The organism is Acinetobacter courvalinii (assembly GCF_014635545.1).
Taxonomy (GTDB): domain Bacteria; phylum Pseudomonadota; class Gammaproteobacteria; order Pseudomonadales; family Moraxellaceae; genus Acinetobacter; species Acinetobacter courvalinii.
In genome coordinates this window covers 84,046-108,923 of sequence record NZ_BMDA01000005.1, presented here as the reverse complement: position 1 = coordinate 108,923, position 24,878 = coordinate 84,046, and the positions used below count along the sequence as shown (strand labels likewise).

Genomic DNA, 24,878 nt, shown 5'->3' with positions numbered 1-24,878 from the left:
CATGCACCTTTTTATAAAGCCCTCAGTGCTTTTCAAAGCAGCGCATTGCTTTGTTTTCCCTGTGCGGGATACTGGAGAAAAATATGTCTGATTTACGCCAACGCTTTTTTATTGAGGACTGCCCTGTTCGCGGTGAAGTGGTGCATCTGGAAGAAGCATTACAAACCATTTTGGCGCAACGCGAATATATGCCTGCAGTACAAAGCCTGTTGGGCGAAATGTTAAGTGCGACTGCATTACTTGCCAGCACACTGAAAATCCGTGGTCGTATTAGCTTACAGATTCAGGCAAGCGGTACCTTTAAATGGGCCATGGCTGAATGTAACCATTTGGGTGAAGTCCGTGCCTTGGCTGATTATGAAGAAGATCCAAGATTTGTCGAAGGCCATGATAGCCGTACGGTACTGGCAGCCTTAACCAATCCGGTTCTGTTCATTAATATTGAACCTGAACACGGCGAACGCTATCAAGGGATCGTACCGCTTGATCAACCGACCTTGGCTGGCTGTTTGACCCAATATTACGATTTATCGGCGCAGATTCCGACGCATATTGTCTTGGCGACCAACAGCAAACGTTCAGGTGGCTTATTGATTCAGTTGCTTCCTCGGAATGATGAAGAAGAGCAAAAACTGGTCGACGAAGACCTATGGCCTCGTCTGACCATGCTCACTGAAACCTTGAAACCGGAAGAACTGACCGACCTGTCAGCCAATGAAATCCTCTATCGTTTGTATAACGAAGAAGAAGTGCGTTTGCCTGAAGTTGAGCAGTTAAAGTTTGGTTGTACCTGTTCAAAAGAGCGCTGTGCCAATGCCCTGATTCAGATTGGTGTAGATGCAGTGCATGAAACTTTAGAAGCACAAAATCCGATCCAGATGGATTGCCAATTCTGTAATACACGCTATGAATTTACGGCAGAAGAAGCCTTGGCTTTATTTGGTGAACATTTAAGTTAATTCATTCAATGTTGAAAATAAAAAAAGACGGGCTTCCGTCTTTTTTTATTTTGTATTAAGGTCTACCCGATAAAACAATGTTCAAATCTCCTTATAATACCGACCTTATGATTACGCTATGAATTACTTCGAATATGTACTGTTTATTGTGAGTGTGGTGGTACTGATCGCCACGCCGGGGCCTGTCATGATTCTGGTGGCCAGTGCCGGACTCAAAGGCGGTTATAAAAAAGCTTTACAGACCATCTTTGGAACCAACTTTGCCTCTTTAATCCTGATTTTTATCTCAGTGCTTATTCTCAAAGGCTTTCTGATTATTGATGAAAACTACCTGAAAGCCATTCGGGTACTAGGTTGCCTTTATATTGCCTATCTCGGTTATAGCATTATTAAAGAAGTCATTCAGGCGCCGCATCCTACTGCGATTCAAACCGTATCGGCACAAAATGGCGGTTTTAACAAAGGCTTTCTGGTCGGCATCTCCAATCCCAAAGATATTATTTTCTTTTCGGCATTTTTCCCGCAGTTTATTTCAATTTCACCCAATATCAATTTTAGTCTCAGTCTGTTGACGGTGACCTGGATTATTCTGGATTTCCTGACCTTATCTTTGGTGTATCTGTTCTTCCGTCGCTTATCACAAAGCAGTGTTTATCCAAAAATCCTCGGCTTATGCGGTGCCTTGCTGGTCTTGATTGCACTGTATGGTCTGATCGAAACCTTTATCTAGACGTTCAACCAAGCCAAATAAAATTATTTACACGCTCTTTTCTGATTCAAACAGAACAAGTCTTATACAATCGAATCCATTGAAATCTCTTGGATTCGTTTCATAATGAAAGAAACACAACATTATTATATTTAAAGATCATGGCAAAAAATTATTATGAAGAGCTAGGTGTTTCCAGAGATGCCTCAGCAGATGAAATCAAAAAAGCCTATCGAAAACTGGCGCGTAAATATCATCCTGACATTAGTAAAGAAGCCGATGCGGAAGCCAAAATGCAGGCGATTAATGTCGCCTATGACACCTTAAGCGATAGCAGCAAAAAAGCCGAATATGATCAGATGCTGGATCATCCACAAGGTTTTTCCAACTTTGGTCAAGCTAACCAAAGCGGTTTCGATGGTGCGCAGTTCTATCGCCAGAGTTCAGGAGAAGGGGCAGATTTTAGTGGCTTTGAAGACCTGTTTGGTCGTTTCGGCTCAGGCTTTGGCGGCGGGCAACAACGCTCTCAACGCCAACAGCGTAGCTATCGTGGCGAAGATCAACATGCCAGTATTCAGGTCGATTTAGAGATTGCCTATCACGGATCAACCCAGCAAATCACGCTACAAATTCCGACTTATAATGTCTATGGTGAACCTGAAGTACAACGTAAAACCTTGGAAGTTAAAATTCCAAAAGGCATGAAGGAAGGTCAGCAAATCCGTCTCAATGGTCAAGGCCAGAGTGGTATCAATGGCGGTGCAAATGGCGATCTTTATATCGAAATTCAGTATAAGGAGACTGACCGGATTCGGGTCGAAGGCGCTGACGTCTATCAAACCATTGACGTCAGTCCTTGGGAAGCGGGTTTGGGACAAGGTATCGAGGTCAATACCCCTGCGGGACAACTCAAGGTCAACTTGCCGAAAAACGCAAAGAACGGGCAGCAATTACGTTTAAAAGAGAAAGGCATTCCCAACAAGACTGCGGGACATCTATACCTGATTATCAATATTGTTTTACCGCCAGCGCACAGTGAGCAAGAGCAACAGGCTTATCAACAATTTGCCGAAGCCTTTGCTGCATTCAAACCTCGTGCCTCATAAGGAGTAAGATCATGACAACGATTCAATACAAAGAAATTCAATATGACGGTCACTGCCAAGTTGAAATCATTGATGAACAATTGGCACTTGATCTTGAACACTTTGCCGAAGCATGCGGTCAAAGTACCGACTGGGTCCTCAAGCTGATTGATTATGATATTTTGCAAATCTCTGTCGACCCACAAAGCTATCAGTTTATTGGTGAAGATGTCAGCCGTGCCAGACGTGCCTATCGCCTGCAACGCGACTTTGATGCCAGCCTGTCAGCTGTGGCCGTGATGCTGGATTTAATTGATGAAGTGCAACAACTACGTAAACAGCTCAAACATTTTCATTAAAGGATTTAGTATGACCAAGTTCAAACTATTTTAACTTGGTCATTTTCTCCACTTCTTTCAACGTTTGCTTAATCGGTTCATAGTCCAGAAACCATAGCAGATTCAGATTACGCTGCTTATGCTGCTGTGCCAGCAAATCAATTACACTCCGTTCACCGCGCCCAACCAGATGCTGACGATAGAAATAATACAGCAGCAATACCGTACTCATCAGCATCACGCCCAGCATGATCCAGAACCCGACCGGTGATTTCAGTCCAGGAATAAACTCGAAGTTCATCCCATAGATACCCGTTAACAAGGTCAATGGTGCAAAAATAGCGGTGATAATCGCCAAGATACGCATGTTTTCATTGGTCTGGTTGGCAATCGCAGAAAAGTGCAAATCGATAGCCGACTGAATCGCATTACGCAAGCGTAAGCTATGTTTCTGTACCCGCTCGACATGGCTCATCAGATCATTCAAACGTACCAGCAAGATATCTTGTGCCTTATGTTTATGCTCACCCACGACATGATGATAATTATCCACCAGCTCATCTCTAAACTCCTGCAAGGTTTCAATCTGTTCCTCACATAAATTTTCGATTTGCTGGAATGCCATGTCTTCATGAAATAACTGATGCCATTGCTTAAAACGACGATTGCCCTGTAACAATTGCTGTTGCCAATATTCCACCCGACGGGTGAGCGGAGTCCGTAGATTCAGATAACCATCAATCATGCTATTCAGTAAACGCAAGCACAGATCTGCGGGTGTGGCAGGCAATTTACGCGGTTTATTCTGCTCGGCGATCGGACGTCCCATAATGGTCTGAATACGCTGAATATAACTCTCTACTGCCTGATTGCCCTGCTCCCTGACACTGACCAAAATCGTAGGGGTCAAGATAAAACTCATCGGTGTGGTGGCAAGTCCAAATACGCTCTCATGGGATTCCAGCACATTCTCGCTTTCAAGAATCTGGTCATCTGGGCTAATGAGTTTACGGAACACCAGCAGGTCATATTCTTCTACGGTATCAAAAGCACAAGGATGCTCGATATTGAGTAAGTCGCGCATATGAAATTCGTTCAAGACCAATCCCGTATGCCGACAAATATCACTTTGCCAGGTCTCGGTATGATTGACCAGATCCTGTCTTAAACTATCGACCCACAAAAATTCTAGCGCATGTTCTGCTTGTTGTTCTGTACTAATAAAAATTGTATTTTCGCTGTTATGACGATAAAAATAATAAAGCTGCATAGGACAAGATGAATTTGGATAGCTATTGAAATGCTGCCATGAAGCGTCATAAAAAGCTATCGCTATTCAAACCACCGGGTTGCCATGCCATAAAAAAAGCCTCACGAGGAGGCTTTTTGAACAGATCAAAGATTATGCATCTTCTTTAACGATCCCGTGCTTTAACGCCAGATCAAGTTGTTCTTTATCTAATGCCTTATCCCATTTCGCAACCACGATCGTTGCACATGCATTTCCGACCAGGTTGGTTAATGCACGACATTCAGACATGAAACGGTCAATCCCTAGAATCAGTGCCATCCCTGCGACTGGAATTGCAGGTACCACTGAAAGTGTCGCTGCCAAGGTAATGAAGCCTGCACCAGTGATCCCTGCTGCACCTTTAGAGCTCAACATCGCCACCAATAGAATGGTGATCTGCTGAGTCAGCGTCAATTCGATATTACAGGCCTGCGCGATAAACAAGGCTGCCAAGGTCATGTAAATATTAGTGCCATCCAGATTGAAGGAATAGCCTGTCGGAATTACCAGACCGACCACTGATTTCTCACAGCCTGCCTTTTCCATTTTCGCCATCAATGAAGGTAATGCGGCTTCAGATGAACTGGTCCCGAGTACCAACCAGAGTTCATCTTTAATATAACGGATCAGGTCAATAATCGAGAAACCGTTATAGCGTGCAACAGCGCCCAGAATGACGATCACAAACAGTAATGCGGTAATATAGAAGGTCGCGATCAGCAACATCAGATTACCAATCGAACTAATCCCGTACGCACCAATGGTAAAGGCCATGGCACCAAATGCACCAATCGGCGCAAACTTCATCAACATTCCCACCAAGGTGAAAACTGGATTGGTCAGTTGTTGAAGAAAGTCTGTGACTGGACGACCTAAATCACCTGATTTTGCCAAAGCCAAACCAAATAATACGGCAACGAATAGCACTTGAAGAATCTGTCCCGATACGAATGGGCTGACCAAGGTATCCGGGATAATATTCATTAAGAAGCCGGTGATTGAAGACTCATGCGCTTTGGCTGCATATTCGTCAACTTTGGTACTGTGTAAGGTACTTGGATCAATATTTAAACCATGACCTGGTTCAATCACATTTCCGACAATCAGACCAACAATCAAAGCTAAGGTTGAAAAAGTCAGGAAGTAAATCATTGCCTTCCCGGTCACCCGTCCAACACTTCCAATGTTTTTCATGCCCGCGATCCCTGTGACAACGGTCAGGAAAATCACCGGGGCAATAATCATTTTCACCATTTTAATGAAGGCTTCGCCCAGTGGCTTCAAGCTTTCACCAAACTCTGGAAAGAAATGACCGAGTAGTATCCCCGCAACAATTGCGAAGATCACTTGTACATAGAGAATTTGATAGAACTTTGGTTTTTTGGGAGGTTGTTGGTCATCTTGACCTGCGGCTACATGATCGACAAGCATGTGCAATATTCCTTCATATTGAGATGAACAAATAGACTTCCGACTGTCTATCTAAAACCACATAAATACGGCAGGCACGGAAATTTGGGGAATTCTACGTTAGTTGTAGGGCTCACATTTAAAATATTAGACTAATGTCTAATATAAAAGCCACTTATGTTCATAATTTCTACAGCTTATGCCTAAAATGTTTAAAAATTATGTTCATAAGAATCATCTAGTTAATAAAAAAAGCGCATTGTTTACACAATGCGCTTTTTGAGTCAAAAGACTACGCTAGCTTATGCTTGCTCAATATCTTTCATTGTCAACTTGATACGACCACGGTTGTCGACATCAGCAACCTGTACTTTCAATTCCTGACCTTCTTTCAATACGTCAGTCACGTTGGCAATACGCTCATTCGAGATTTGCGAAATGTGAAGCAAGCCATCAGTACCTGGCATGATATTAACGAACGCACCAAATTCAACGATACGGATGACTTTACCGTCGTAGATCTTGCCTGGTTCAACTTCTGCAGTAAGTGCCTGGATTTTTGCAATCGCAGCACGCGCAGCAGCTTTAGTTTCACCAAATACGCGCACGGTACCATTGTCTTCGATATCAATCGCAGCTTTGGTTTCTTCTGTGATGGCACGAATCGTAGCACCACCTTTACCAATCACATCACGGATCTTGTCTGGATTGATGTTAATCACTTCAAATGTTGGCGCATTGGCACTGATTTCAGCACGCGCACGTGAAATGACTTTATTCATTTCATTGAGGATGTGCATACGGCCCGCAAATGCCTGGTTTAATGCAACTTCCATGATTTCTTCAGTGATACCTTCGATCTTGATATCCATTTGAAGTGCAGTAATACCGTTTGCAGAACCGGCAACTTTAAAGTCCATATCACCTAAGTGATCTTCATCACCCAAGATGTCAGAAAGAACTGCAAAACGCTCGCCTTCTTTCACCAAGCCCATTGCAATACCTGCAACTGGTGCTTTAAGCGGAACACCTGCATCCATAAGTGATAATGAAGCACCACATACAGAAGCCATTGAAGATGAACCGTTAGATTCAGTGATGTCAGAAACGATACGAATCACGTACGGGAAGCGGTCAGCTGCTGGAAGAACGGCTTGAACACCACGACGAGCTAAACGGCCATGACCGATTTCACGGCGCTTAGGACCAGATTCACGACCGGTTTCACCGACAGAATATGCTGGGAAGTTATAGTGCAACATGAAGTTGTCAGTTTTGGTACCCGCAAGGGTATCCACCATCAACGCATCACGCGTGTTACCCAAAGTGGTTGTAACCAACGCCTGAGTTTCACCACGTGTAAATAATGCAGAACCGTGTGCACGGTCTAATACGCCTACTTGTACGTCGATACCACGAACAGTTTTGGTATCACGACCATCAATACGTGGCTTACCTGACAAGATGTTGTCACGTACGGTACGGTATTTAAGGTCTTCAAATAATTCATTAACTTCGTCAGCAATACCCGTTTCATCATTTTCAGGAACGAACTGAGCAACTGCTTCTGCATAAAGTGCATCAAGTGCCGCATAACGGTCTTGTTTGACTGCAATGGTATATGCTTCAGAAATCTTCACTTCGAAAGCTGCTTTTAATTGCTCAAGAAGCACTTCGTTTTTGCTTGGAGCAACCCAAGTTGATTCAACTGCGCCCGCAGCAGCAGCAAATTCTTTAATCGCTTGAATTGCGATTTGCATTTCGTCATGACCGAATAGAACAGCACCAAGCATCTGGTCTTCTGAAAGCTCTTTCGCTTCAGATTCAACCATCAATACTGCAGATTCAGTACCCGCAACCACAAGGTCAAGGTCAGATTGAGCAAGTTGTTCAAAGTTCGGGTTAAGAACATATTCACCGTTGATTAAACCAACACGCGCACCGCCGATTGGACCACGGAATGGGGTACCGGCAATTGACAATGCAGCAGAAGTACCGAGCATTGCAGCAATATCGGCATCCATGGTTTTGTCAGAAGAAACAACAGTTGCTGTAACTTGAATTTCGTTGAAGTAACCTTCCGGGAACAACGGACGGATTGGACGGTCGATCAGACGTGAAATCAACGTTTCAGCTTCTGAGGCACGGCCTTCACGCTTACCGTAACCACCTGGGATACGACCAGCAGCATATTGTTTTTCTTGGTAGTTAACAGTCAACGGGAAAAAGTCTTGACCCGCTTTTGCTTTAGGTTGGGCAACCACTGCAACCAGAACAGTTACGCCACCCATGGTCACTAACACGGTATTGGCTTGACGTGCAACACGACCCGTTTCTAAAACAACTTGATGTTGACCGAATTGGAATTCTTTACGAATGATATTAAACATTGACATGTATTATATTTTCCTAGTTTTATTCTAGTGAGACCCCTAAGGTTTGGCATTCAGACCACCACTAGCGTGTGGATAAATGACAAAGCTTAGAAGCCATCGCACTAGATCAAAATTTTTAAATAAATTTAAACACAAAGAAGGAGCGAACAAGCGCCCCTTCTAAACTCACCTAACGGAAATTAGGTGAAACTCTCTTTTCAGCGATAAGGCATTGCAACATGCGAAATAGCGAAAACAAAGTAAAATCGAATTAACGACGTAAACCTAATGCGCCGATCAAAGCAACATAACGACCGTGATCTTTACCGTTTAAGTAGTCAAGTAATTTACGACGTTGGTTTACCATACGGATCAAACCACGACGGCTGTGATGGTCGTGTTTGTGTTCTTTAAAGTGACCTTGCAAATCGTTGATTTGCGCAGACAATAAAGCAACTTGTACTTCAGGTGAACCAGTGTCGTTTTCAGCACGAGCAAATTTAGCGATGATCTCTGCGCGATCTGCGTTAGTTAAAGCCATTCGATTTCTCCGAGATGCTTAAAAAATAAAATGATATTGATCAGTTGGAACCAACTGACTGCCGTGCATCACTACAGCAAGGCGCTATTTTAAGTGATCTATCGCTATATTGCAAAATTGTTTTATGTTCGCCGGCATTTCGGCAGCTGACAGCATTGTACAAAATAGGCACACTAGCCTTGCTCTGTTTAGATTGATGGCAGACAAAAAAGAAAATGAAAAATTGCGAGGGATGCGTGAAAATTTTATCGACCAATACCTGCTACGTGCCAGATGACCTTAATCAGGTAATTCGTAGCAAAGATGAAGTGTCAGCGGACTTGGGTGGCATGACCGAAAGACAGCTTCAAAAAATCTGGAACAGTGTTGAATCTTTATATAAAACGGGGAATTATCCACTCATCACCTTATGTTTACGCCGTCAGGGACAGATTCTACTTAATCGTAGCATTGGTTATGCGCAAGGCAACTCCGCTGAGGGCTTGACAGCAGATGCCAAGATTGCCACACCCGATACGCCTGTCTGCCTGTTTTCTGCCTCGAAAATGGTGACGGCAATGTTAATTCATATGCTGGATGAGCGTGGCGAGCTGAATTTGCTTGATCCGATTAGCTATTACATTCCTGAATATGGCGTCAATGGCAAACGCCGCGCCACCATTTTCCATTTACTTTCCCATCGTGGCGGCATTCCACGTATTGATCAGGAAGTTACGCCAGAACTGCTATTTAACCAGCAAGACATCTTAAAGCTGCTGTATGCTGCAAAACCGGTATCCCCTTCGGGTACCCACCTTGCCTATCATGCTGTCACTGCCGGTTATATTCTGGGTGAAATTGTTCAGCGGGTCACAGGGCAAAGTGTTCGTGAGTTTCTCGCCGAGCATATCGAAAAACCGATGGGACTGGACTATTTCAACTACGGTTTAAAACCTGAATATCGTGACGATGTTGCCCTCAACTATGCCACCGGCATTCATCCAAGTCTGGGCACCGACTACTACCTCAATCACGTATTAGGCGGCGGTCTGCAACTGGCGGTGGATGTCACCAATGATCGACGCTTTATGGACACCATTTGTCCCGCGGGCAACATCTATACCAGTGCTGAACAGGCGGGCCGTTTCTTTGAAATGTTGCTGAGTGGTGGTGAGTACCAAGGCAAGCAGATCATGAGTGCCAAAACCGTATTCCGTTCCACCTTGCCGACTTCGGGAGTCAGTCTGGATCGAACTCTGCTGGCACCGATGCGCTATGCGCTGGGGCCAATGCTGGGCAGCAACCCAGTTGGCTTATTTGGGCCAATGACAGGACAGGCCTTCGGTCATATCGGCTTCTCCAATATTTTATGTTGGGCGGACCCTGAACGTGACATTAGCGTATCGCTGCTTACCACTGGTAAATCAGTCGTAGGGACACATCTGCCTGCACTGGCAAAAACGCTATACCAGATCTCTAGCAATTGCCCGAAAATTCCGAAAAACCAGCGTCGATCGCTATTTGCGACAGATCGTACTGAGGCGGATCTGGTTTAACTTTTAAATTAAACAGATCAAAACAAAAAAGCCCAAGTTTCAACTTGGGCTTTTGCGCTGAGATTTTATTATTATCATTTTGCTTTGTTTTTATTATTAACTCTTCTTCTCCTTTCACATTCATACCCTCTGAATGTTTTATCCACATCATGTTCTTACTTATTCTTTGTTATCGCATGTGTGTTGTTTCTATACTGACTATTCTGTCAGAATCAATTGTGGAGAAAAATAGCATTTTTCTTATCTCTGTGTAAGAAAAAACGTACAAGTCTGTATAACATTTAACTTAATAATAACAAAAAATTGTTCTACAACAGAATTCTCATTTCTTGTTTTTATCAGACTAAATTAAACCTGCATAAAGTGACAAAAACATGAATATTCACGTTTTGAATCATAGGACGGCCAGATCTGAAGGTTGATAAATATGTCGTGCTGAATCGCGAAAATAAAAAAGCCCTGTAGTCTCTCCCAAAACTACAAGGCTTAGCGGCTGTAAGTTTCCTCTCTTATCACTTACTTCACTGTAAGTTCGCTGTCATCACGACGTTATTATTATATTTTTGCGATTTACCTCGCATTCCATGCCAGGCTCTTTGTGGGTACATAATCTCAAAAAGCACTCATTTGCTCTAGCGACAATATCTCGAATCCTTGTAAGCTTTTACTTACAAACGCTTATATTTTGAAGTAAAAGTTCACAATATAAGCAAATTGATCTTTTGCACTAAACCACTACGGCGTACTGTGCGGGTGGTAAGCGCCTGTAACAGAGCCTTCGAATCAGCCAGAATACTGACCACTTTTTTGGCCCGGGTCACTGCAGTATAGATCAATTCCTGACTCAGCAATTTCTCCGCACTGGCATCCAGTACAATCGCGGTATGGGTAAATTCGGAACCTTGCGATTTATGAATGGTCAAGGCAAAAGCAGTCTGCATGTTACGCGGTAAGCGATGCGCCGCGATCCATTTATTCAGGCTAGGAAAAAAGACTTCAAATTGTTGTGGCTGGGATCTGTGTTTAAAGCAAATCCCGATATCGCCATTGGAAATACCAAGCTGGTAATCATTATAGGTCATCATTACTGGACGCCCGATATACCAGTCCCCTACAGCAATCTGTCTGAGTTGCTGGTTTAGCCATTGTTCGGCATGACGATTTAACTGTTCAATCCCCAATTGTCCGTGCCGGATCGCGGTTAAAATCCGATAATCATCAAAGCGCTGTATTACCTGTTGAATATATTGCTCGGGTTCGTCTGCCTTTATATACAGCTTTAGCGCATCTATATAGCCTTGAAAGCCATACATCAGTTTCTGCTGGGCACTGCTAATATCCGTCTCATGCTGTTCGGGTAGATATTCTAGTTGAATCAGGTCAGACATGTCTTTAGACAATGCAACGGGTTGCAAGGCGGTTGCAGCGACGATCTGGCGTTCCAGATTTTCCAATACAGCATCCACATCGGTCTGATGTTGCTGGGCCTGAATAAATCTTGCCAGTTGTCCAATCTTGGCCTCCCCGGAGAAACGGCGACTGGTTTGCAGTTGCACCCGATTCTCGGCCAATGCAGCGACTTGCTGTAAATCTGCCAAGACCGAACCCACATCCACCGAAGCCAGCTGATTGGCATCTCCCAATAAAATGAGACGGCAATAATCAGGCACGGCTTCAAACAAAGCAGTCGCCAGATTTAAATCCAGCATGGAGGCTTCATCGACCACAATCACATCATAGGGTAAAGGCTGTTTCTGGTTAAAACGTGGAATCTGCCGATTGCCCATGCCCAGTAATCGATGCAAGGTCTGGGTATTTTGATGACGTAATTCATCGCTAATCAGCCCCGATGCCAACAGCTTCGGATCATTAAACGAGTTCTGTAAGGCTTCCTGCATGCGTTGGGCAGCCTTCCCCGTAGGCGCCGCCATAGCAATACGAATATCAGGAATCATCTGGTTCAGGGCTGCAATAATACGTGCCAAGGTATAGGTTTTACCTGTCCCCGGACCGCCAGTAATAACGCTCAAGCCTTGTTGCAACACCATTTTCAAGGCATTCTGCTGATGCTCATCACTGAGCAGGTCGTGATAATCCGCCGCCTGAAGGGTTTGAATCGTTTGTCGCTTTAATCGACAAATCTGTTCCGCGAGGCGTTGCTCTAGTTGCCAATATCGGTATAATGCCAAGCCCTGCTGATCGTAGACGCACGGCGCCACCTGACTGGTAGCAGCCTCACTCGAAACGGCCAGGTCACCAAGCACTTCAAGCTGTAATGGATTGACTTCAATACAACTGTCGCCTTGCAAGCTGGCTTCAACCAGTTGCTGTAATATTTGCGCAGCCCCCACTGATTGGGCAGATTGAGAAAAGGTTGCCTGTGTCAGGTACTGACTCCACATATTCAACCAGGTGATTTGCTCAGACTGATCATCCACATGCTTTTCCACAGAGTTATCCTCAAACTTACCCACACGCTTGTCCACAAGGTTATAAACAGTCTTATCCACAAGTTAAGCTTTTGTTTAATTTAAATTCACACATTTTATCTACACCATTTTTCCGGCTTTATCCTCAGAGAAATATCCAAGAATGGCGTCTAAACGCAAGATAAATTCGTCTTCAGGTTTCCAGTACAGACAGCCCTGTTGTGCTTGCCCGTTCATGCCCCGTAAATACAAGTAAGATGCACCACCCAAATGCTGCTCAATGCTGTAATTCTGCAACTTCACTCCGAGATAGCGATGCAACGCCACCAGATATAAAGCCGCTTGTAGCCAGTAGCTGGAAAGCGACATACTTTCTGCGATCTGCTCATGTTGATAATCGGCTTGGGCCGTGCCTAAATAATTACTTTTATAATCGGCGATATGGTAGCGCTGACCATCAAAGTAAACCAGATCGATGGAACCATTCAGATAGCGGGCAGACCGGGCCTCAAGCAGTTCGGGCATGTGGATGCCGTACTCTTCAAACAGTTGCTGTACACGCTGCATGGCCAGTACCCGATCCGACAATGCCAGATAGAAAGGACATTCCGACAGATATTGTCCCGCAAGCAGTTGCTTTAATTGAAAGCCCTGATTGAGGGGCGTCACCAGTACATCCTGCAACCAGCCAGCGATCCATTCATACAGTTGCTGTTCTGGCTGCGTCTGCTCCGGAAACTGCTGCTGATACTGTTCAAGCAATTCGACCCATAAACTTTGATAAGTATTTTTAAAACGGCGGCGAATTTCCTCAATCCACGTTTCCGGACGCTGAAAATCAATCTGCTCGAAGATTTCATGCAGAAAGTTGCCAGCCAGCGTGCCTTTCGGAAAATACTGTTTAATCCAGGCGATCGGTTGAGAGCTCGCTAAGGCTTGGCTATTGGCAAGATGCAGTTCATCTTCGGCCTGTTCAAAGTCGGCATCGATATTCGCCAAGCGATCAACACGATTGGCCTTATGCTTGAGATGCTGTGCCAGATAACTGAAACTGGTCTTGCCACGTGCGTAAAAGCGTTGCTCCGGTAAGGGCTGGGCAGCAAGCGGGAACTTCTGTTTACCTTGCTGCTGGTAGGCGGCATAAGGCCGTTCCAGTACCAAAGCCTCATCTGCGCAGCAAGGATGCTGGAAAGCATCGCCTTGGTTCTTCCAGAATGCCAGTCCGGAAAACTTGTTTTTATCGCCTTTCTCAGGTTCAAATACTGCATAGACCCGATGGCTGGCACGGGTCAGCGCCACATACCATAAGCGGTTTTGCTCAGCCAGCGCGCGTTGCTGATGCTGATCCAGTTCAGCCTGCTGCAGAAAGTTTTTATCGGCGACAGCAACCACCCGTTGTGTGCGGACCTGTCCAGTTTCCGGATGCTGAATCTCGGCAGTGGAAAAATTTAAACTTTTCTGCATTTCCGAAAAGGCTTTATTGGCACCGAGCAGAAACACGATTTTATATTCCAGCCCCTTGGACTGGTGAATCGTCATCAACTGCACACCGGCTTCACTGGACAGTTTATGTTCGAGCTCCCATTCACGGTCACTGGGTGAATGTAGTTGCTTGAGATACCAATGATACAGGTTCTGTATGCCTTGCACATGTTCGCTGTGCTGACTCAGAATATCGGTGAGATGGCGTAAATTGACGACTGCACGCTCATTGTCCTTGCTTTGTGTTGCCACCAGTTGCTGCCAGATACCAAACTGGTTGAGACAACGTTGCCATGCCGCCAGAAAACCCTGATTGAGCCACATTTCCCGTATTTCATCCAGCTGCTGGATATATGCGCTCAAGCCTGCTGCACTCTGTTCCAGTGCCAACAAGCGGCTTAAGTCAAAACCGAATAAACGACTGAGTAAAGCACGTTTTAATTTGGCTTCATCATAAGGATGAAGAATGGCAGTCAACAATGCCCCGACATCTTGTGCAATGGCTGAATCAAACACACTGCGTTTGGAAGGACGATTGACGCGAATACCCAAACGCTCCAGTACGTATTGCACTTCATCCAGCTGGCGATGGCTACGGGAAAGGACCGCAATATCATCTTCGCAAATGGCTTTAGGATGTTCATCCTCCAAATATAATTCTGCGGCATGGGCCTGATTGAGCAGGGTCTGTATTTTCCAGGCCACTTGGGTCGCTTGCTCATTGCCATCCTGTAGCTGTAACCAGCGTAATGGTGCAGGATTGATCTGGTTATTTTCAATCAGGGCAGGATGTGGACGTGACCCTGCCTGAATCGGGTCATAAAGCACCTGCTCACCAAAGTCAATCTGCCGCTGGAACAGCACATCCACCACTTCTACCAGTTCTTTTACTGAACGATGGTTATGAATTAGTTTATAGACGCAGCCCTGCTTCGCCATAATATCCTGATGGGCATTCAGGAAAGTCAGCATATCCCCACCACGGAAACCATAAATCGCCTGTTTACGATCTCCCACCATGATCATACAGCCCTTCTGATAGCGCTGCGGATGTCGCCAGATACTGGCCAGCATGTCATCCTGATCCTGATTGGTATCCTGAAACTCATCCACCAGAATCAGCGGATAACGGGCCTGTACAAATACCGCGAAATGTTGTCCCTGCTCGCCTTTTAAAGCTTCGGATAAGGTTTTAATTTGCTGGGAAAATGTGGTTTCACCCTTTTGCTGTAAAACCTGAGGCAACCTTTTTCTGACTTCAATACACAGATAGGCCTTTAGATACACCTGCAACTGCTCAAATTGCTGCTGTGTCTGTTGTAGGGCCTGACAGAGTGTCTGTAGCTGTATGATCGCAGGATGCTGGTAAAAACCATCACTAATGTCTGCAGGACATTTCTTAAAAATTTTCTGGCTGTCGAGCTTGTCTAAAAACTTGAACATGGCATCGCGATCAGCCTCAAAATAAGTATCAAACACCTGTAACGGTGATGCTTGTTTCAAGGCATTTAATAGGGCTGGACAATGCACGGTAAACAGCTTGTTGAAAGCATGATTACGGAAAGAGCTGCCATTGATATGCGCATAATGCACACCATCCAGATCAAAATAATCCGCAAGCGCCTCCAGCTGAATCTGTTCAGCTTGCTGTTGCCACTGCTGCAGTTGGGCCAGCTCAATCTCGGGCATGGCCGGCAACTTGAACTGAGCCGAACTAAAATTCAGGGAGCTTTCGACCATGGATACAAAATGATCCACACTTTTCAGACCACCTACACTATAAAGTGTATCAATCACCTGTTGCGGTTGAGCTTGAATCCACTCACGCAACACATCATGAATCAATTGACGGGTATAGCTTTTTGCATCATCGGTAATCTGCGCCGCTTCGATCTTGCCACTTTCAAAAGCAAACTCTCTGAGCAGCTTCTGGCTAAAGCTGTCCAGCGTCCCGACAAACAGTTCATCCAGCTGGTCAATCACCAGTTTCAAGCGTTCGCAGGCATAGGCAATACGCGGTGCAAAAGTCTGCAAAACCTGCTGTTTAAGCGGGTCTGACTCTTGTGCAGCCAAAACTTGGATATCCTGCTCCAGCACCGTCCGCAGTGGTTCCAGATACTGTTGCATCTCGACCAAACGTAAACGGATACGGCTTTTTAATTCGGCAGCAGCAGCACGGGTAAAGGTGGTGGCAATCACCTGATTCGGCAGATATTTTTCTAAGAAAATCCGTACCATTAAACTGGACAAGGTATAGGTTTTGCCTGTTCCCGCCGAAGCTTCAATCAGATGCAGGCCTTCGAACTGAATATCACGAATCGGTTGAAAAGACACAGGGTAGCGCGCGTTCATGCCTTACTCCACTCGTAAAAATTCAAACACTGGCTGATACAGCCTATAGGAATAGTGATCACAAGCATATTGTAATAATGCTGCAGCATCCTGTTCCTGCAAAATAAACTGCCAGTCCCGATGTAACTTGCAGGCTTCATTCTGGCTCATATCAAAGCCGGAAAAGTCGCCAGTATCATTCCAGTCTTTCAGTAGCTGCTTTTGACTGTCCTCGACTAAAATCTGTTTCGAATCCAGCTCAAACCATTCATGCTGTTTGCCTTTTTCCAGTGGCTTTAACATCAAGGCTGCAGGTAGCACCACAGGCTGTTGCTGGGCATGCTGCCACAGTTCCAGCCAGTCTTGCAGATAAGTGCGTGCTTGCTGAGAACTTAAGCCTTCACAAATCACGGTCTGATCACTAAACACCACAATACGGCGTTTTTCAGCGGCAGTCTCGTGATCCAGTACCGTTAGCCATAACAGGTATTCCAGCCAGACTTTGGCAAGACGCTTGGCTCGGGCACTGGAGGCATCCAGACTAATCCAGTCCTGACCGATCTGTTTCGGGGTGGTACACCCGATCTGTAAATGTTTGGATACACGCCAAACGCGCTGGGTCGTTACAGTGGGCGCTGCGGCATGTTGCTGCAAGCGCTCCAGTAAACGCTGTTGTTCCAGACAGCTTTGCTGCCAGGCACTTTGCTGGACTTTGCCAACAGGTAACTGATCCTGTAATAGCTGAGGTGAAGGATTGGCCTCCTGCTGTTGCAGGAAATGGCGAATGGCATATTTCCCTAAACCATCCAGCAATAATGGCTCGCTTTGATCAACGAGTTCTGTTGAACTCAGGTTTTCTACACCCAGAGTTTTCAAGTACAAACGCGCAGGAAAAGTGACATCCTGAATCCATTGCTGGCCATCCAGAATCAGCATCTCATTATTCTCAACCGGATAAGCCGTATTGACCCAAGCTGCCCGGTCGCCTTTGTCCTGTTGAATCTGTGCAGCAACCTTAAACCACTGATCCTGAAAACGCTTATGTCGCTGTTCTGCCATAAAACCTAATGGATCAAAGGGCTGTAAGCGATGAATATGGTACAAGGGATAAAGCTGTGTCAGAAGTTGCAAGGCTGCAAATTCCTTAGACAAATCCGCCACCCTCCCAGAATCGCCCTTGTTTAAAGCTGGGCTGAGAGAAATCTCACCCAATAAAGACTCTCCCTCGGGGAGAGATTTAGAAAGGGGTGGCTTTATAATCAGTGCCAAATGCTCACGGAAATGCTGTAACACACTGGATGGCTCCCGCACTTCCCCATCACTCACATCAAAGCCATTATAGAACAGCCATAATTGTTCCTGTGCCAGCAACACAGCATCCAGAAAGGCACCCTGATCATCTTCCAGACGGGAACGGTCCCCCAATTGCTGACGTAAGACATCCATCAGATCAAAGGGAATATGACTATCCCGATTTGGAAACTTTCCGGTATCCAGATTCAGCATCACAATCAGCCGATAAGGAATCGGACGAATCTGACCGATCTGGCTAAAGGTAATTTGTCCGGTAGGTTCAACCTGCGCTGACTGGCTTTCCAGCGTGCGTTGAATTTCTTCAATAATATAAGGCAAGGGCAAAGAAATCTGACGTAACTGGCTTTCCATCTCTTCATAATAACTGGCCAGCGTCAGCATACGCTCCTGCTTCTGGATAATCTCACGCACCGCCTTTAAAGCAACGATATCGGCCTGCTCAAATTCCTGAACATCTGCTTTCAGGCGTTTGAGCCAGGTGACTACCGGCAAGCGCTGCCCCTGCTCATGCGCCACCAGCCAGTGACGTCGCAGCGACAAATCCTGATAAATCTGAATCAGGATGCCAATCAGCTCAAAATCACTCGGCTGGACCAGTGCATAGCTTAAAGTTTGTTGCACCATTACATGAGCAGGTACGGCAATACCTAAAGCTAGACGGTCTAAAGCAAATTTAAAGCTATAACGGTAGTCCTGATCATCGGCACTTAAACTATGCTTGAGATGTTCTTCATCCAGACCGCGTTTAAAACCGGCTTCATTTAATAAGCTCAGGATACGTTGTGCCTGGTGATAATCTAGTCCATAACGCTGTTGGGTTGCCGACAGGTTCAGCCAGTCCGCAAAATCATCTTGGGTCATTCGGGTTTGCGTCAGTTGCAAACGCCCCAAGACTGCCCGCCAGGCATTGAGTGCATCCAGCTGCGCCACACCCGCAATCTTAACCGGTAAAAACACATCATGATCATTCGGCACGGAAGGAAACACACTACGAATCAGCGGCTCAAGCTCGGTCAGATTCGGGGTCAGAACCAGAACATCACTTGGACGGCGCGGCGTCGTATCCGCTTGTGACAACCAATGTAGCAGTTGCTCCTTTAACACTTCGAGTTGTCTCAAGCTGGAATGACAGACGTGAAACTGGATAGAATGATCTTCAGCCGCCAGCTCATATTGCTCAGGGACAGGTTCAGCCAGATAGAAAATATCCGACTGGATTTTGCCCAGTAGCGTCTCTGGGAAATAATCCTCAAAGGCATCAATCCATTTGCCTTCCTCACCAGTTGCCAGTTGCGATAACAGGGAGAAGTGATCGCGTGCCTGCTTGCCTAAACGGGTCAGTAAAGGATGGCGAGATTCACGATTCAAGGCATTAAACCCTAAACTAAAGCGCTCAAAGAAAGCAGCAATTTCCGCATCATTTGCTTGGGGATGCTTGGCAATAAACCGCTCTTTTACCCCAAGATCATAACGTTGTTTCCATAGTGGATCGACGCTATCCGCCCAATATTCCTGTGACGGGTTATAGTGCAAAATCACCACATCCAGATATTGACCTAAACGGCGTAAAAACTGCAGCTGGCTGGGTGGCAAATCCAGCACGGTAAAAACAATCACCTGATTCGGTAACTGTGCCAGCGCTTTGTCCCGGGTCTGCGCATGCGCTAAGGTCTGCCAGAAATCAGCATCAATCCCCTGCATTTCGATAAAGTCATCATGGAAATAGTTTTGCCATAACCAGCGCTGCCATGCTTCCAGTTGCTCGGTCTGGTTTAAGCTAAAGGCTGAGGTCTGCTGATCCGTCTTGGCAATCAGCTGTTCAATATCCAGTGCTTTATTCTGCCCCCAGGTGGAGAGCCAGTTACTTGAGCAACTGCATTCACTACGACAGCCTTTTTGACAATGACCACGATAAATCATGTAGTTATTAAACAGGTGTGACACCTGTTCCGCTACCCAATACAGCATGCTCTGCTTTTTTAACTGTTTTTCTGTGCCCTGCGGTAATTGGGCCGCACTGTCATAAATGCGCTGCACAATCGAATAGAGAGGATGATCTGTGGCGAGATCGAGTTGATCAGCACGGATAAAGGGTTGTAAGGCTTGATGAATACGCCATTTTAAAATTAATCGAGGAATATTGGCCTTGCGCACCTGCTCTTTATTTTCAAGCACCTGCTGATAGGCATACCATTGGAAACCACGGATACGTTGATGAAACTGATAATTGGCAGTCATGCCTTGCTGTTCCGCAATTTTCTGCGTCAGCCATTGTTGTTGTGCAGGACTCGGAACAATAAAATGCTGGGTTTTAAACACCTGAAAAGGGGAATCGCCGGGTTGGGTAATTGATGCCATCACACCTTGCAATAACACTTCAAGGCGTTGACTTTGAATAACATGAATACCCATGTATTAATATAACCTCATCAAAAAATGATCATTTTGTTGCACGAAACCGTCCATAATGCTCACTATACAACATCCAACTTCATATCATGAAGTCACGTTAAATACACAATCCAACAAAAAAATTGTTTTGAAATTCACCATTCAATCGTATTGAATGTACTATCAAGGGATAGACTTTAGGTATAACTTTATGAAAATTGAAAAAATTCCTGATTCGATTGACCCAAGCTTAAACTTGGAACAGATCCGTGATGAATGTTTAGAAATGGCTAAAAAGCGTGCATATTGGTCAGCAGGTGCAGCGATTGTACCGATTCCATTCTTTGATGTGGTGGTCGACCTGGGCATGCTGACCCAGATCATTCCGGATATTAATGCCCGCTTTGGTTTGGCACCCGAACATATCAGTGTGTATGACCCTCAAACCAAAAAAGTTCACTGGGATGAATTACGTAAACGCGGATTCGAGTTTTCAGGCTTCGTGGTGGCACGTACCGCGATGAAAAAGTCGTTTAATGGCTTTTTCACTAAAATTGCCACCAAACAGGTGACTAAATTTATTCCCTTGGGCGGCCAACTGGTCGCGGCCAGTCTGGGCTATTTCATGATGCGCAAAATCACTGAAGCGCATGTGCAGGATTGCTATAACCTTGCCAAGCGGATTCAGCAGAAAAGCCGGACCACCATCGTAGCGTAAGTTCTATGGCAGCAGGTAGCGGTTCGCATACCTGCTGTTTGATGAATGAAATTAAGTGCTTCAAAATAGAATTAAAAAATGTTCCGAATCCGGCTTATTAGCTTTCATGTCTATTGCTCACCTGGATGCGCTGGGTTACATCAGGCCAACAGATCCATAAAAAAACACCACAATTACGTTAATATTCACTTAATTTTTTAAGCTTTCATAAAGATTGTATTTTTAATCTCCACATCTCGAAGATAATTAGATGATGGAGCGTCGTTGTGCAAACCAGCCAATCCCCCTCTCGTGTCCGTGCCATTTTTAATGTGACCATCGGGAACTTCCTTGAACAATACGACTTCTTCCTGTTCGGTCTTTATGCCCAGGCCATCGGCGAGACATTCTTCCATTCCGACAGCAGTTATGCCGCACTGATGAAAACCTTTCTGGTATTTGCGGTCAGTTTTCTGATGCGTCCGATTGGCGCACTGGTACTGGGTCCCTATGTCGACCGGATCGGCCGCCGTAAAGGCCTGATGGTGACCTTGAGCATTATGGCATTTGGCTCGTTAATCATTGCCTTTACCCCCAGCTATGCCAGTATCGGCTTTGCAGCCACTGTCCTGATTTTTGCCGGACGCCTTGCGCAAGGTTTTTCGGCTGGGGTAGAACTGGGTGGGGTCTCGGTGTATCTGTCCGAAATTGCCGAGCCGCATAACCGTGGTTTTATCACCAGCTGGCAATCTGCCAGTCAGCAAGTCGCGGTAATTTTTGCCGCCGTATTGGGTTATATCGTCAGTCTGGTCTTTACCAAGGCCCAGGTCGATGCTTGGGCATGGCGAATCCCCTTCTTTGTCGGCTGTGCCATCATTCCCTTTATTTTCTGGCTACGGAAGTCACTGGCTGAAACAGAAGCCTTTGCCTCGCGTAAAGAGCATCCAAGTACCCGACAAATTCTAACTACCTTGGCAGCCAACTGGAAAATCGTGCTGGCTGGTGTGTGTATGGTTGCAACCACGACCACCATGTTCTACTTCATTACCGTCTATACCCCGACCTACGGTAAAGAGGTACTACATTTAACCCGTACCGAAAGCTTGATCGCCACCATTATGGTTGGGCTCAGCAACTTTATACTGTTACCGATTGGCGGTCATCTTTCCGATAAATTTGGTCGAAAACCGCTTTTAATCACAACCACCTTGTTGATCTTTATCAGTGCTTATCCTTTACTCAACTGGCTCACCCAGACCATTAGCCTGTCGCATATGCTGATGGTGTTATTGTGGTTCTCATTACTGTATAGCTTCTACAACGGTGCGCTGGTGGTTTCACTGGCTGAAATGATGCCGAGTTCGGTACGTATTGCAGGGTTCTCGGTGGCTTATAGCTTTGCCACCTCGATTTTTGGCGGGCTTACGCCCATGATCGCCACCTATCTGGTACAGAGCTCAGGCAATAAGAGCATGCCTGCTTTCTGGCTGATGTTTGCCGCGATCACCAGTTTAATCGCGACACTGATCGTATTCCGCCAACATCGCAGCTATAGCGCCCAATTGGTAAATAACAATTAATTGAAGTTAGCTGAAAGGCGGATTAATCCGCCTTCAGTTGTTGCAAAATCGCCTTTAAAACCTGAATTCGCGCTGAATATTTATCATCCGTTGCAATCACATACCATGGTGCATAATCGGTATCGGTCCGTTCCAACATATCCGCCGCTGCCTTGAGATAATCATCCCATTTCTCACGGTTACGCCAGTCTTCTTCGGTGATCTTAAAACGTTTATGCGGTGTCTGTTCACGTGCCTTGAAGCGGAGCGCCTGCTCCTCTTTACTAATCGCTAGCCAGATTTTGACGATCACAGTCTGGCTATCCACCAGATTTTCTTCAAAACGGTTAATTTCGTTATAGGCACGCTGCCATTCTACTGTAGAGGCAAAACCTTCAATGCGTTCAACCAGTACCCGCCCATACCAGGTCCGGTCAAAAATGGTGATCTTGCCGCTATCATTCAATCTATTCCAGAAACGCCACAAATAAGGTCGGCGCAATTCATAACGTTCCGGCGCTGCAATGGTATGGATTTCATATTCTCTCGGATCGAGTTTTTTGACGATGCGTTTGATTGCTCCACCCTTACCTGCCGCATCCATACCTTCAAAGCAGATCACGACTTTACGTTCATCAAAACGTAGCTTTTCTGCCACTTTCTTGCTCAGTTTACGCAGTTCTGCTTTATAGTCCTGTTTTTCCAGGCTGGCTTGCGCTGGTTCCTGCAAGTGCTGGGGAATCTCGGCCTGTTGCCACTTCTGACTCACTTTGGTCTGGTGTTCAGGCAACTCCCGTAAGGTTTGCAGAAGATACTGGGCAAAACTTTGATCACGCAACTTTTCGTCTTCGCCATCAATCACAAACCAGTCATCGGTAAAGCGCTGGCTCAAGCCCTGCAAGGTATCGTATTGTTTTTTATTACGCCAATCCAGTCCGTGTAATTTATGCCAGCGCTGTTCCGAAGCATCGATCTGGTCTAAGCGTTTTTGCAGTGATTTCCAGGATAAATCAAACCAGACTTTGACAATATGGACATGATTATTCTGCAAATCATGCTCAAAAGCCCGCATTTGTTCAATATAGCCATCAAATAGTTGTTCATTCAGGGGCTTGGATACATGCATCGCCGTGGTGAGCAAATCGCTATACCAGTTACCAAACATCACCACGATCTGCCCTTCAGCCGGGATAAAGCGGCTATAGGACTGCCAAAATGGCTGGTTATTGGTTAAAAACTGCGGTGCATCTGCCTTGACTCGTAAATAGCGTGGATCCAGCCATTCACGTAACTGTTTAACCGCCTCTCCTTTACCTGCCAGCTCAATGCCACTGACCAGAACCAGTACACTTTTAGCATTCTTTTTGTCGCGGCTTTCTTTTAAGGCATATTGCGCCTCGATCAGGTCCAAAGAGAGTTCATCTTCATCACGCAATTCAAATGTCGGTTGTTGTTTACTCATGTGCTGCTCTAACTGGCTCATTATTAAAATTAAAATAGGTATCGTTCAAACTATAAATGTTCATGCAAAAACCCGTGTACAGTTTATGTTGACTGCCACGACACGGCCATACTGACCAATTATTAAGCATTTAAAGTTTATGCTGTCATGGTTCTCCGTTATGATGATGCCTATGATTTTATCGTTTTATTTTCTTTGAGTTCGAACATGTCAAAACTCGCTGCATTTGATCAACTTTTATTAGAATATCAATCTTTGAATTACCACCAGAATCCAGCGGTTGCGCAGCGATTGCATGAAGTACAGGCATGGATGAAAGCACGGATTGCCGAGACACATGCCGAATTCTTTGCCGAACCCAAAAACCAGCTTATGGCAGCGTACTTTTTAAATCGCTTATATGGCGGGCCAGACTTTGATGCCATGGCGCAACAAATCGAACGCCTGCTCAAATATGCCCATAAAGCCGAAAGCCTGCTGCCTGAAAATGCGATTAAAACAGGGACCAAATCCGTCAGCCTGGCCGTGCTTGCAACACGACTCGATGAGCAAGTTGCCCAGCAATTGCTGGAAGATTATCCGCTCGAAACCCCTTTGACCGATGAAATCATGCGCCAGACCTTGATTAAACTGGATCAGGGCGAGGCACGCTATGAACAACTGCAGCTTCTGGATGAATTAGGCGTGACACTGGATAAATATATGCGTTCAACCATGATGTATGCGGCCTTTAAAATGTGCAAAGGCATCGCGCATAAATACCAGTTTGATGGCATGTATGAGTTTATTCAGGAAGGTTTTGCTGCGATGAAACCGATGAAATCTGCGGCAAGCTTTATCAAAACCTTTAGCGAAAAAGAGCGGGAAATCATTGATAAAGTTCATGCAGGACATCCAAATCCATTTCGTGACTAGGATAAGTCTGCTTCTATTTCAGCCATCCTGCCTATGGCTGAAATAGAAAAATGAG

16 protein-coding genes are annotated in these 24,878 nt (G+C 45.4%); 8 read left to right on the top strand and 8 right to left on the bottom strand.

Annotation, left to right across the window (positions count from 1 at the left end):
* The first annotated feature begins 83 nt into the window (after positions 1-83).
* The 4 genes from hslO to IEV39_RS15530 all read left to right on the top strand — a co-directional run bounded on the left by hslO (position 84) and on the right by IEV39_RS15530 (position 3,112).
* The gene (gene hslO, locus IEV39_RS15545; protein WP_005280808.1) at positions 84-959 is read left to right on the top strand and encodes an Hsp33 family molecular chaperone HslO; all 876 of its coding nucleotides are present in this window, start codon (positions 84-86) and stop codon (positions 957-959) included.
* Between the two features lie 118 nt (positions 960-1,077).
* Complete coding sequence (locus IEV39_RS15540; RefSeq protein ID WP_005280811.1) at positions 1,078-1,689, top strand: LysE family translocator; 612 nt, start codon at positions 1,078-1,080, stop codon at positions 1,687-1,689.
* A 140-nt stretch (positions 1,690-1,829) separates the two neighbouring features.
* Positions 1,830-2,774, top strand: coding sequence for a DnaJ C-terminal domain-containing protein (locus IEV39_RS15535; protein ID WP_005280814.1), 945 nt, complete (start codon positions 1,830-1,832; stop codon positions 2,772-2,774).
* A gap of 11 nt (positions 2,775-2,785) precedes the next feature.
* A complete protein-coding gene (locus tag IEV39_RS15530) occupies positions 2,786-3,112 on the top strand; it encodes a chaperone modulator CbpM (protein WP_005226501.1) in 327 nt (108 codons plus the stop codon).
* A gap of 25 nt (positions 3,113-3,137) precedes the next feature.
* Here the strand turns inward: IEV39_RS15530 and IEV39_RS15525 are convergent, their stop codons facing one another.
* The 4 genes from IEV39_RS15525 to rpsO all read right to left on the bottom strand — a co-directional run bounded on the left by IEV39_RS15525 (position 3,138) and on the right by rpsO (position 8,708).
* A complete protein-coding gene (locus IEV39_RS15525; RefSeq protein WP_005280817.1) occupies positions 3,138-4,361 on the bottom strand; it encodes a magnesium transporter CorA family protein in 1,224 nt (407 codons plus the stop codon).
* Positions 4,362-4,493: 132 nt separating this feature from the next.
* A complete protein-coding gene (locus IEV39_RS15520) occupies positions 4,494-5,813 on the bottom strand; it encodes a dicarboxylate/amino acid:cation symporter (RefSeq protein ID WP_005226497.1) in 1,320 nt (439 codons plus the stop codon).
* A 281-nt stretch (positions 5,814-6,094) separates the two neighbouring features.
* Entirely contained in the window at positions 6,095-8,182 is a 2,088-nt protein-coding gene (gene pnp / locus IEV39_RS15515) for a polyribonucleotide nucleotidyltransferase (protein WP_171067863.1), read from the bottom strand.
* A gap of 256 nt (positions 8,183-8,438) precedes the next feature.
* Complete coding sequence (gene rpsO, locus IEV39_RS15510) at positions 8,439-8,708, bottom strand: 30S ribosomal protein S15 (RefSeq protein WP_004774141.1); 270 nt, start codon at positions 8,706-8,708, stop codon at positions 8,439-8,441.
* A 236-nt stretch (positions 8,709-8,944) separates the two neighbouring features.
* Here rpsO and IEV39_RS15505 point away from each other — a divergent pair, with 236 nt between their 5' ends.
* Positions 8,945-10,243, top strand: a complete 1,299-nt coding sequence (locus IEV39_RS15505) for a serine hydrolase domain-containing protein (RefSeq protein ID WP_005280822.1) — start codon at positions 8,945-8,947, stop codon at positions 10,241-10,243.
* A gap of 698 nt (positions 10,244-10,941) precedes the next feature.
* Here IEV39_RS15505 and recD read toward each other — a convergent pair.
* The 3 genes from recD to IEV39_RS15490 all read right to left on the bottom strand — a co-directional run bounded on the left by recD (position 10,942) and on the right by IEV39_RS15490 (position 20,211).
* On the bottom strand, positions 10,942-12,645 hold the full coding sequence (gene recD / locus IEV39_RS15500; protein WP_371873729.1) for an exodeoxyribonuclease V subunit alpha: 1,704 nt from the start codon (positions 12,643-12,645) through the stop codon (positions 10,942-10,944).
* Positions 12,646-12,792: 147 nt separating this feature from the next.
* Positions 12,793-16,506 carry a UvrD-helicase domain-containing protein gene (locus tag IEV39_RS15495; protein ID WP_005280828.1) on the bottom strand — a complete coding sequence of 1,238 codons (3,714 nt, stop codon included), beginning with the start codon at positions 16,504-16,506 and terminating at the stop codon, positions 12,793-12,795.
* A gap of 3 nt (positions 16,507-16,509) precedes the next feature.
* Entirely contained in the window at positions 16,510-20,211 is a 3,702-nt protein-coding gene (locus tag IEV39_RS15490) for an exodeoxyribonuclease V subunit gamma (RefSeq protein WP_005280830.1), read from the bottom strand.
* 190 nt (positions 20,212-20,401) lie between these two features.
* On the opposite strand from IEV39_RS15490, the gene IEV39_RS15485 reads away from it, so the two are divergent.
* Both IEV39_RS15485 and IEV39_RS15480 read left to right on the top strand, forming a co-directional pair.
* Positions 20,402-20,908: a hypothetical protein gene (locus tag IEV39_RS15485; RefSeq protein ID WP_005226490.1), complete on the top strand. Its 507-nt coding sequence runs from the start codon at positions 20,402-20,404 to the stop codon at positions 20,906-20,908.
* A gap of 266 nt (positions 20,909-21,174) precedes the next feature.
* On the top strand, positions 21,175-22,467 hold the full coding sequence (locus IEV39_RS15480; protein ID WP_005280833.1) for an MFS transporter: 1,293 nt from the start codon (positions 21,175-21,177) through the stop codon (positions 22,465-22,467).
* A 22-nt stretch (positions 22,468-22,489) separates the two neighbouring features.
* Here the strand turns inward: IEV39_RS15480 and pap are convergent, their stop codons facing one another.
* A complete protein-coding gene (gene pap, locus IEV39_RS15475; protein WP_005280836.1) occupies positions 22,490-23,908 on the bottom strand; it encodes a polyphosphate:AMP phosphotransferase in 1,419 nt (472 codons plus the stop codon).
* 207 nt (positions 23,909-24,115) lie between these two features.
* Between pap and IEV39_RS15470 the strand changes: the two genes are divergently transcribed.
* Entirely contained in the window at positions 24,116-24,823 is a 708-nt protein-coding gene (locus tag IEV39_RS15470) for a DUF8198 family protein (RefSeq protein ID WP_188382619.1), read from the top strand.
* Positions 24,824-24,878 lie beyond the last annotated feature (55 nt).

Coding starts and splice junctions, on each gene's coding strand:
- hslO (WP_005280808.1), top strand. CDS start 84: ATGTCTGATTTACGCCAACGCTTTTTTATTGAGGACTGCCCTGTTCGC.
- IEV39_RS15540 (WP_005280811.1), top strand. CDS start 1,078: ATGAATTACTTCGAATATGTACTGTTTATTGTGAGTGTGGTGGTACTG.
- IEV39_RS15535 (WP_005280814.1), top strand. CDS start 1,830: ATGGCAAAAAATTATTATGAAGAGCTAGGTGTTTCCAGAGATGCCTCA.
- IEV39_RS15530 (WP_005226501.1), top strand. CDS start 2,786: ATGACAACGATTCAATACAAAGAAATTCAATATGACGGTCACTGCCAA.
- IEV39_RS15525 (WP_005280817.1), bottom strand. CDS start 4,361: ATGCAGCTTTATTATTTTTATCGTCATAACAGCGAAAATACAATTTTT.
- IEV39_RS15520 (WP_005226497.1), bottom strand. CDS start 5,813: ATGCTTGTCGATCATGTAGCCGCAGGTCAAGATGACCAACAACCTCCC.
- pnp (WP_171067863.1), bottom strand. CDS start 8,182: ATGTTTAATATCATTCGTAAAGAATTCCAATTCGGTCAACATCAAGTT.
- rpsO (WP_004774141.1), bottom strand. CDS start 8,708: ATGGCTTTAACTAACGCAGATCGCGCAGAGATCATCGCTAAATTTGCT.
- recD (WP_371873729.1), bottom strand. CDS start 12,645: ATGTGGAGTCAGTACCTGACACAGGCAACCTTTTCTCAATCTGCCCAA.
- IEV39_RS15495 (WP_005280828.1), bottom strand. CDS start 16,506: ATGAACGCGCGCTACCCTGTGTCTTTTCAACCGATTCGTGATATTCAG.
- IEV39_RS15490 (WP_005280830.1), bottom strand. CDS start 20,211: ATGGGTATTCATGTTATTCAAAGTCAACGCCTTGAAGTGTTATTGCAA.
- IEV39_RS15485 (WP_005226490.1), top strand. CDS start 20,402: ATGAAAATTGAAAAAATTCCTGATTCGATTGACCCAAGCTTAAACTTG.
- pap (WP_005280836.1), bottom strand. CDS start 23,908: ATGAGTAAACAACAACCGACATTTGAATTGCGTGATGAAGATGAACTC.
- IEV39_RS15470 (WP_188382619.1), top strand. CDS start 24,116: ATGTCAAAACTCGCTGCATTTGATCAACTTTTATTAGAATATCAATCT.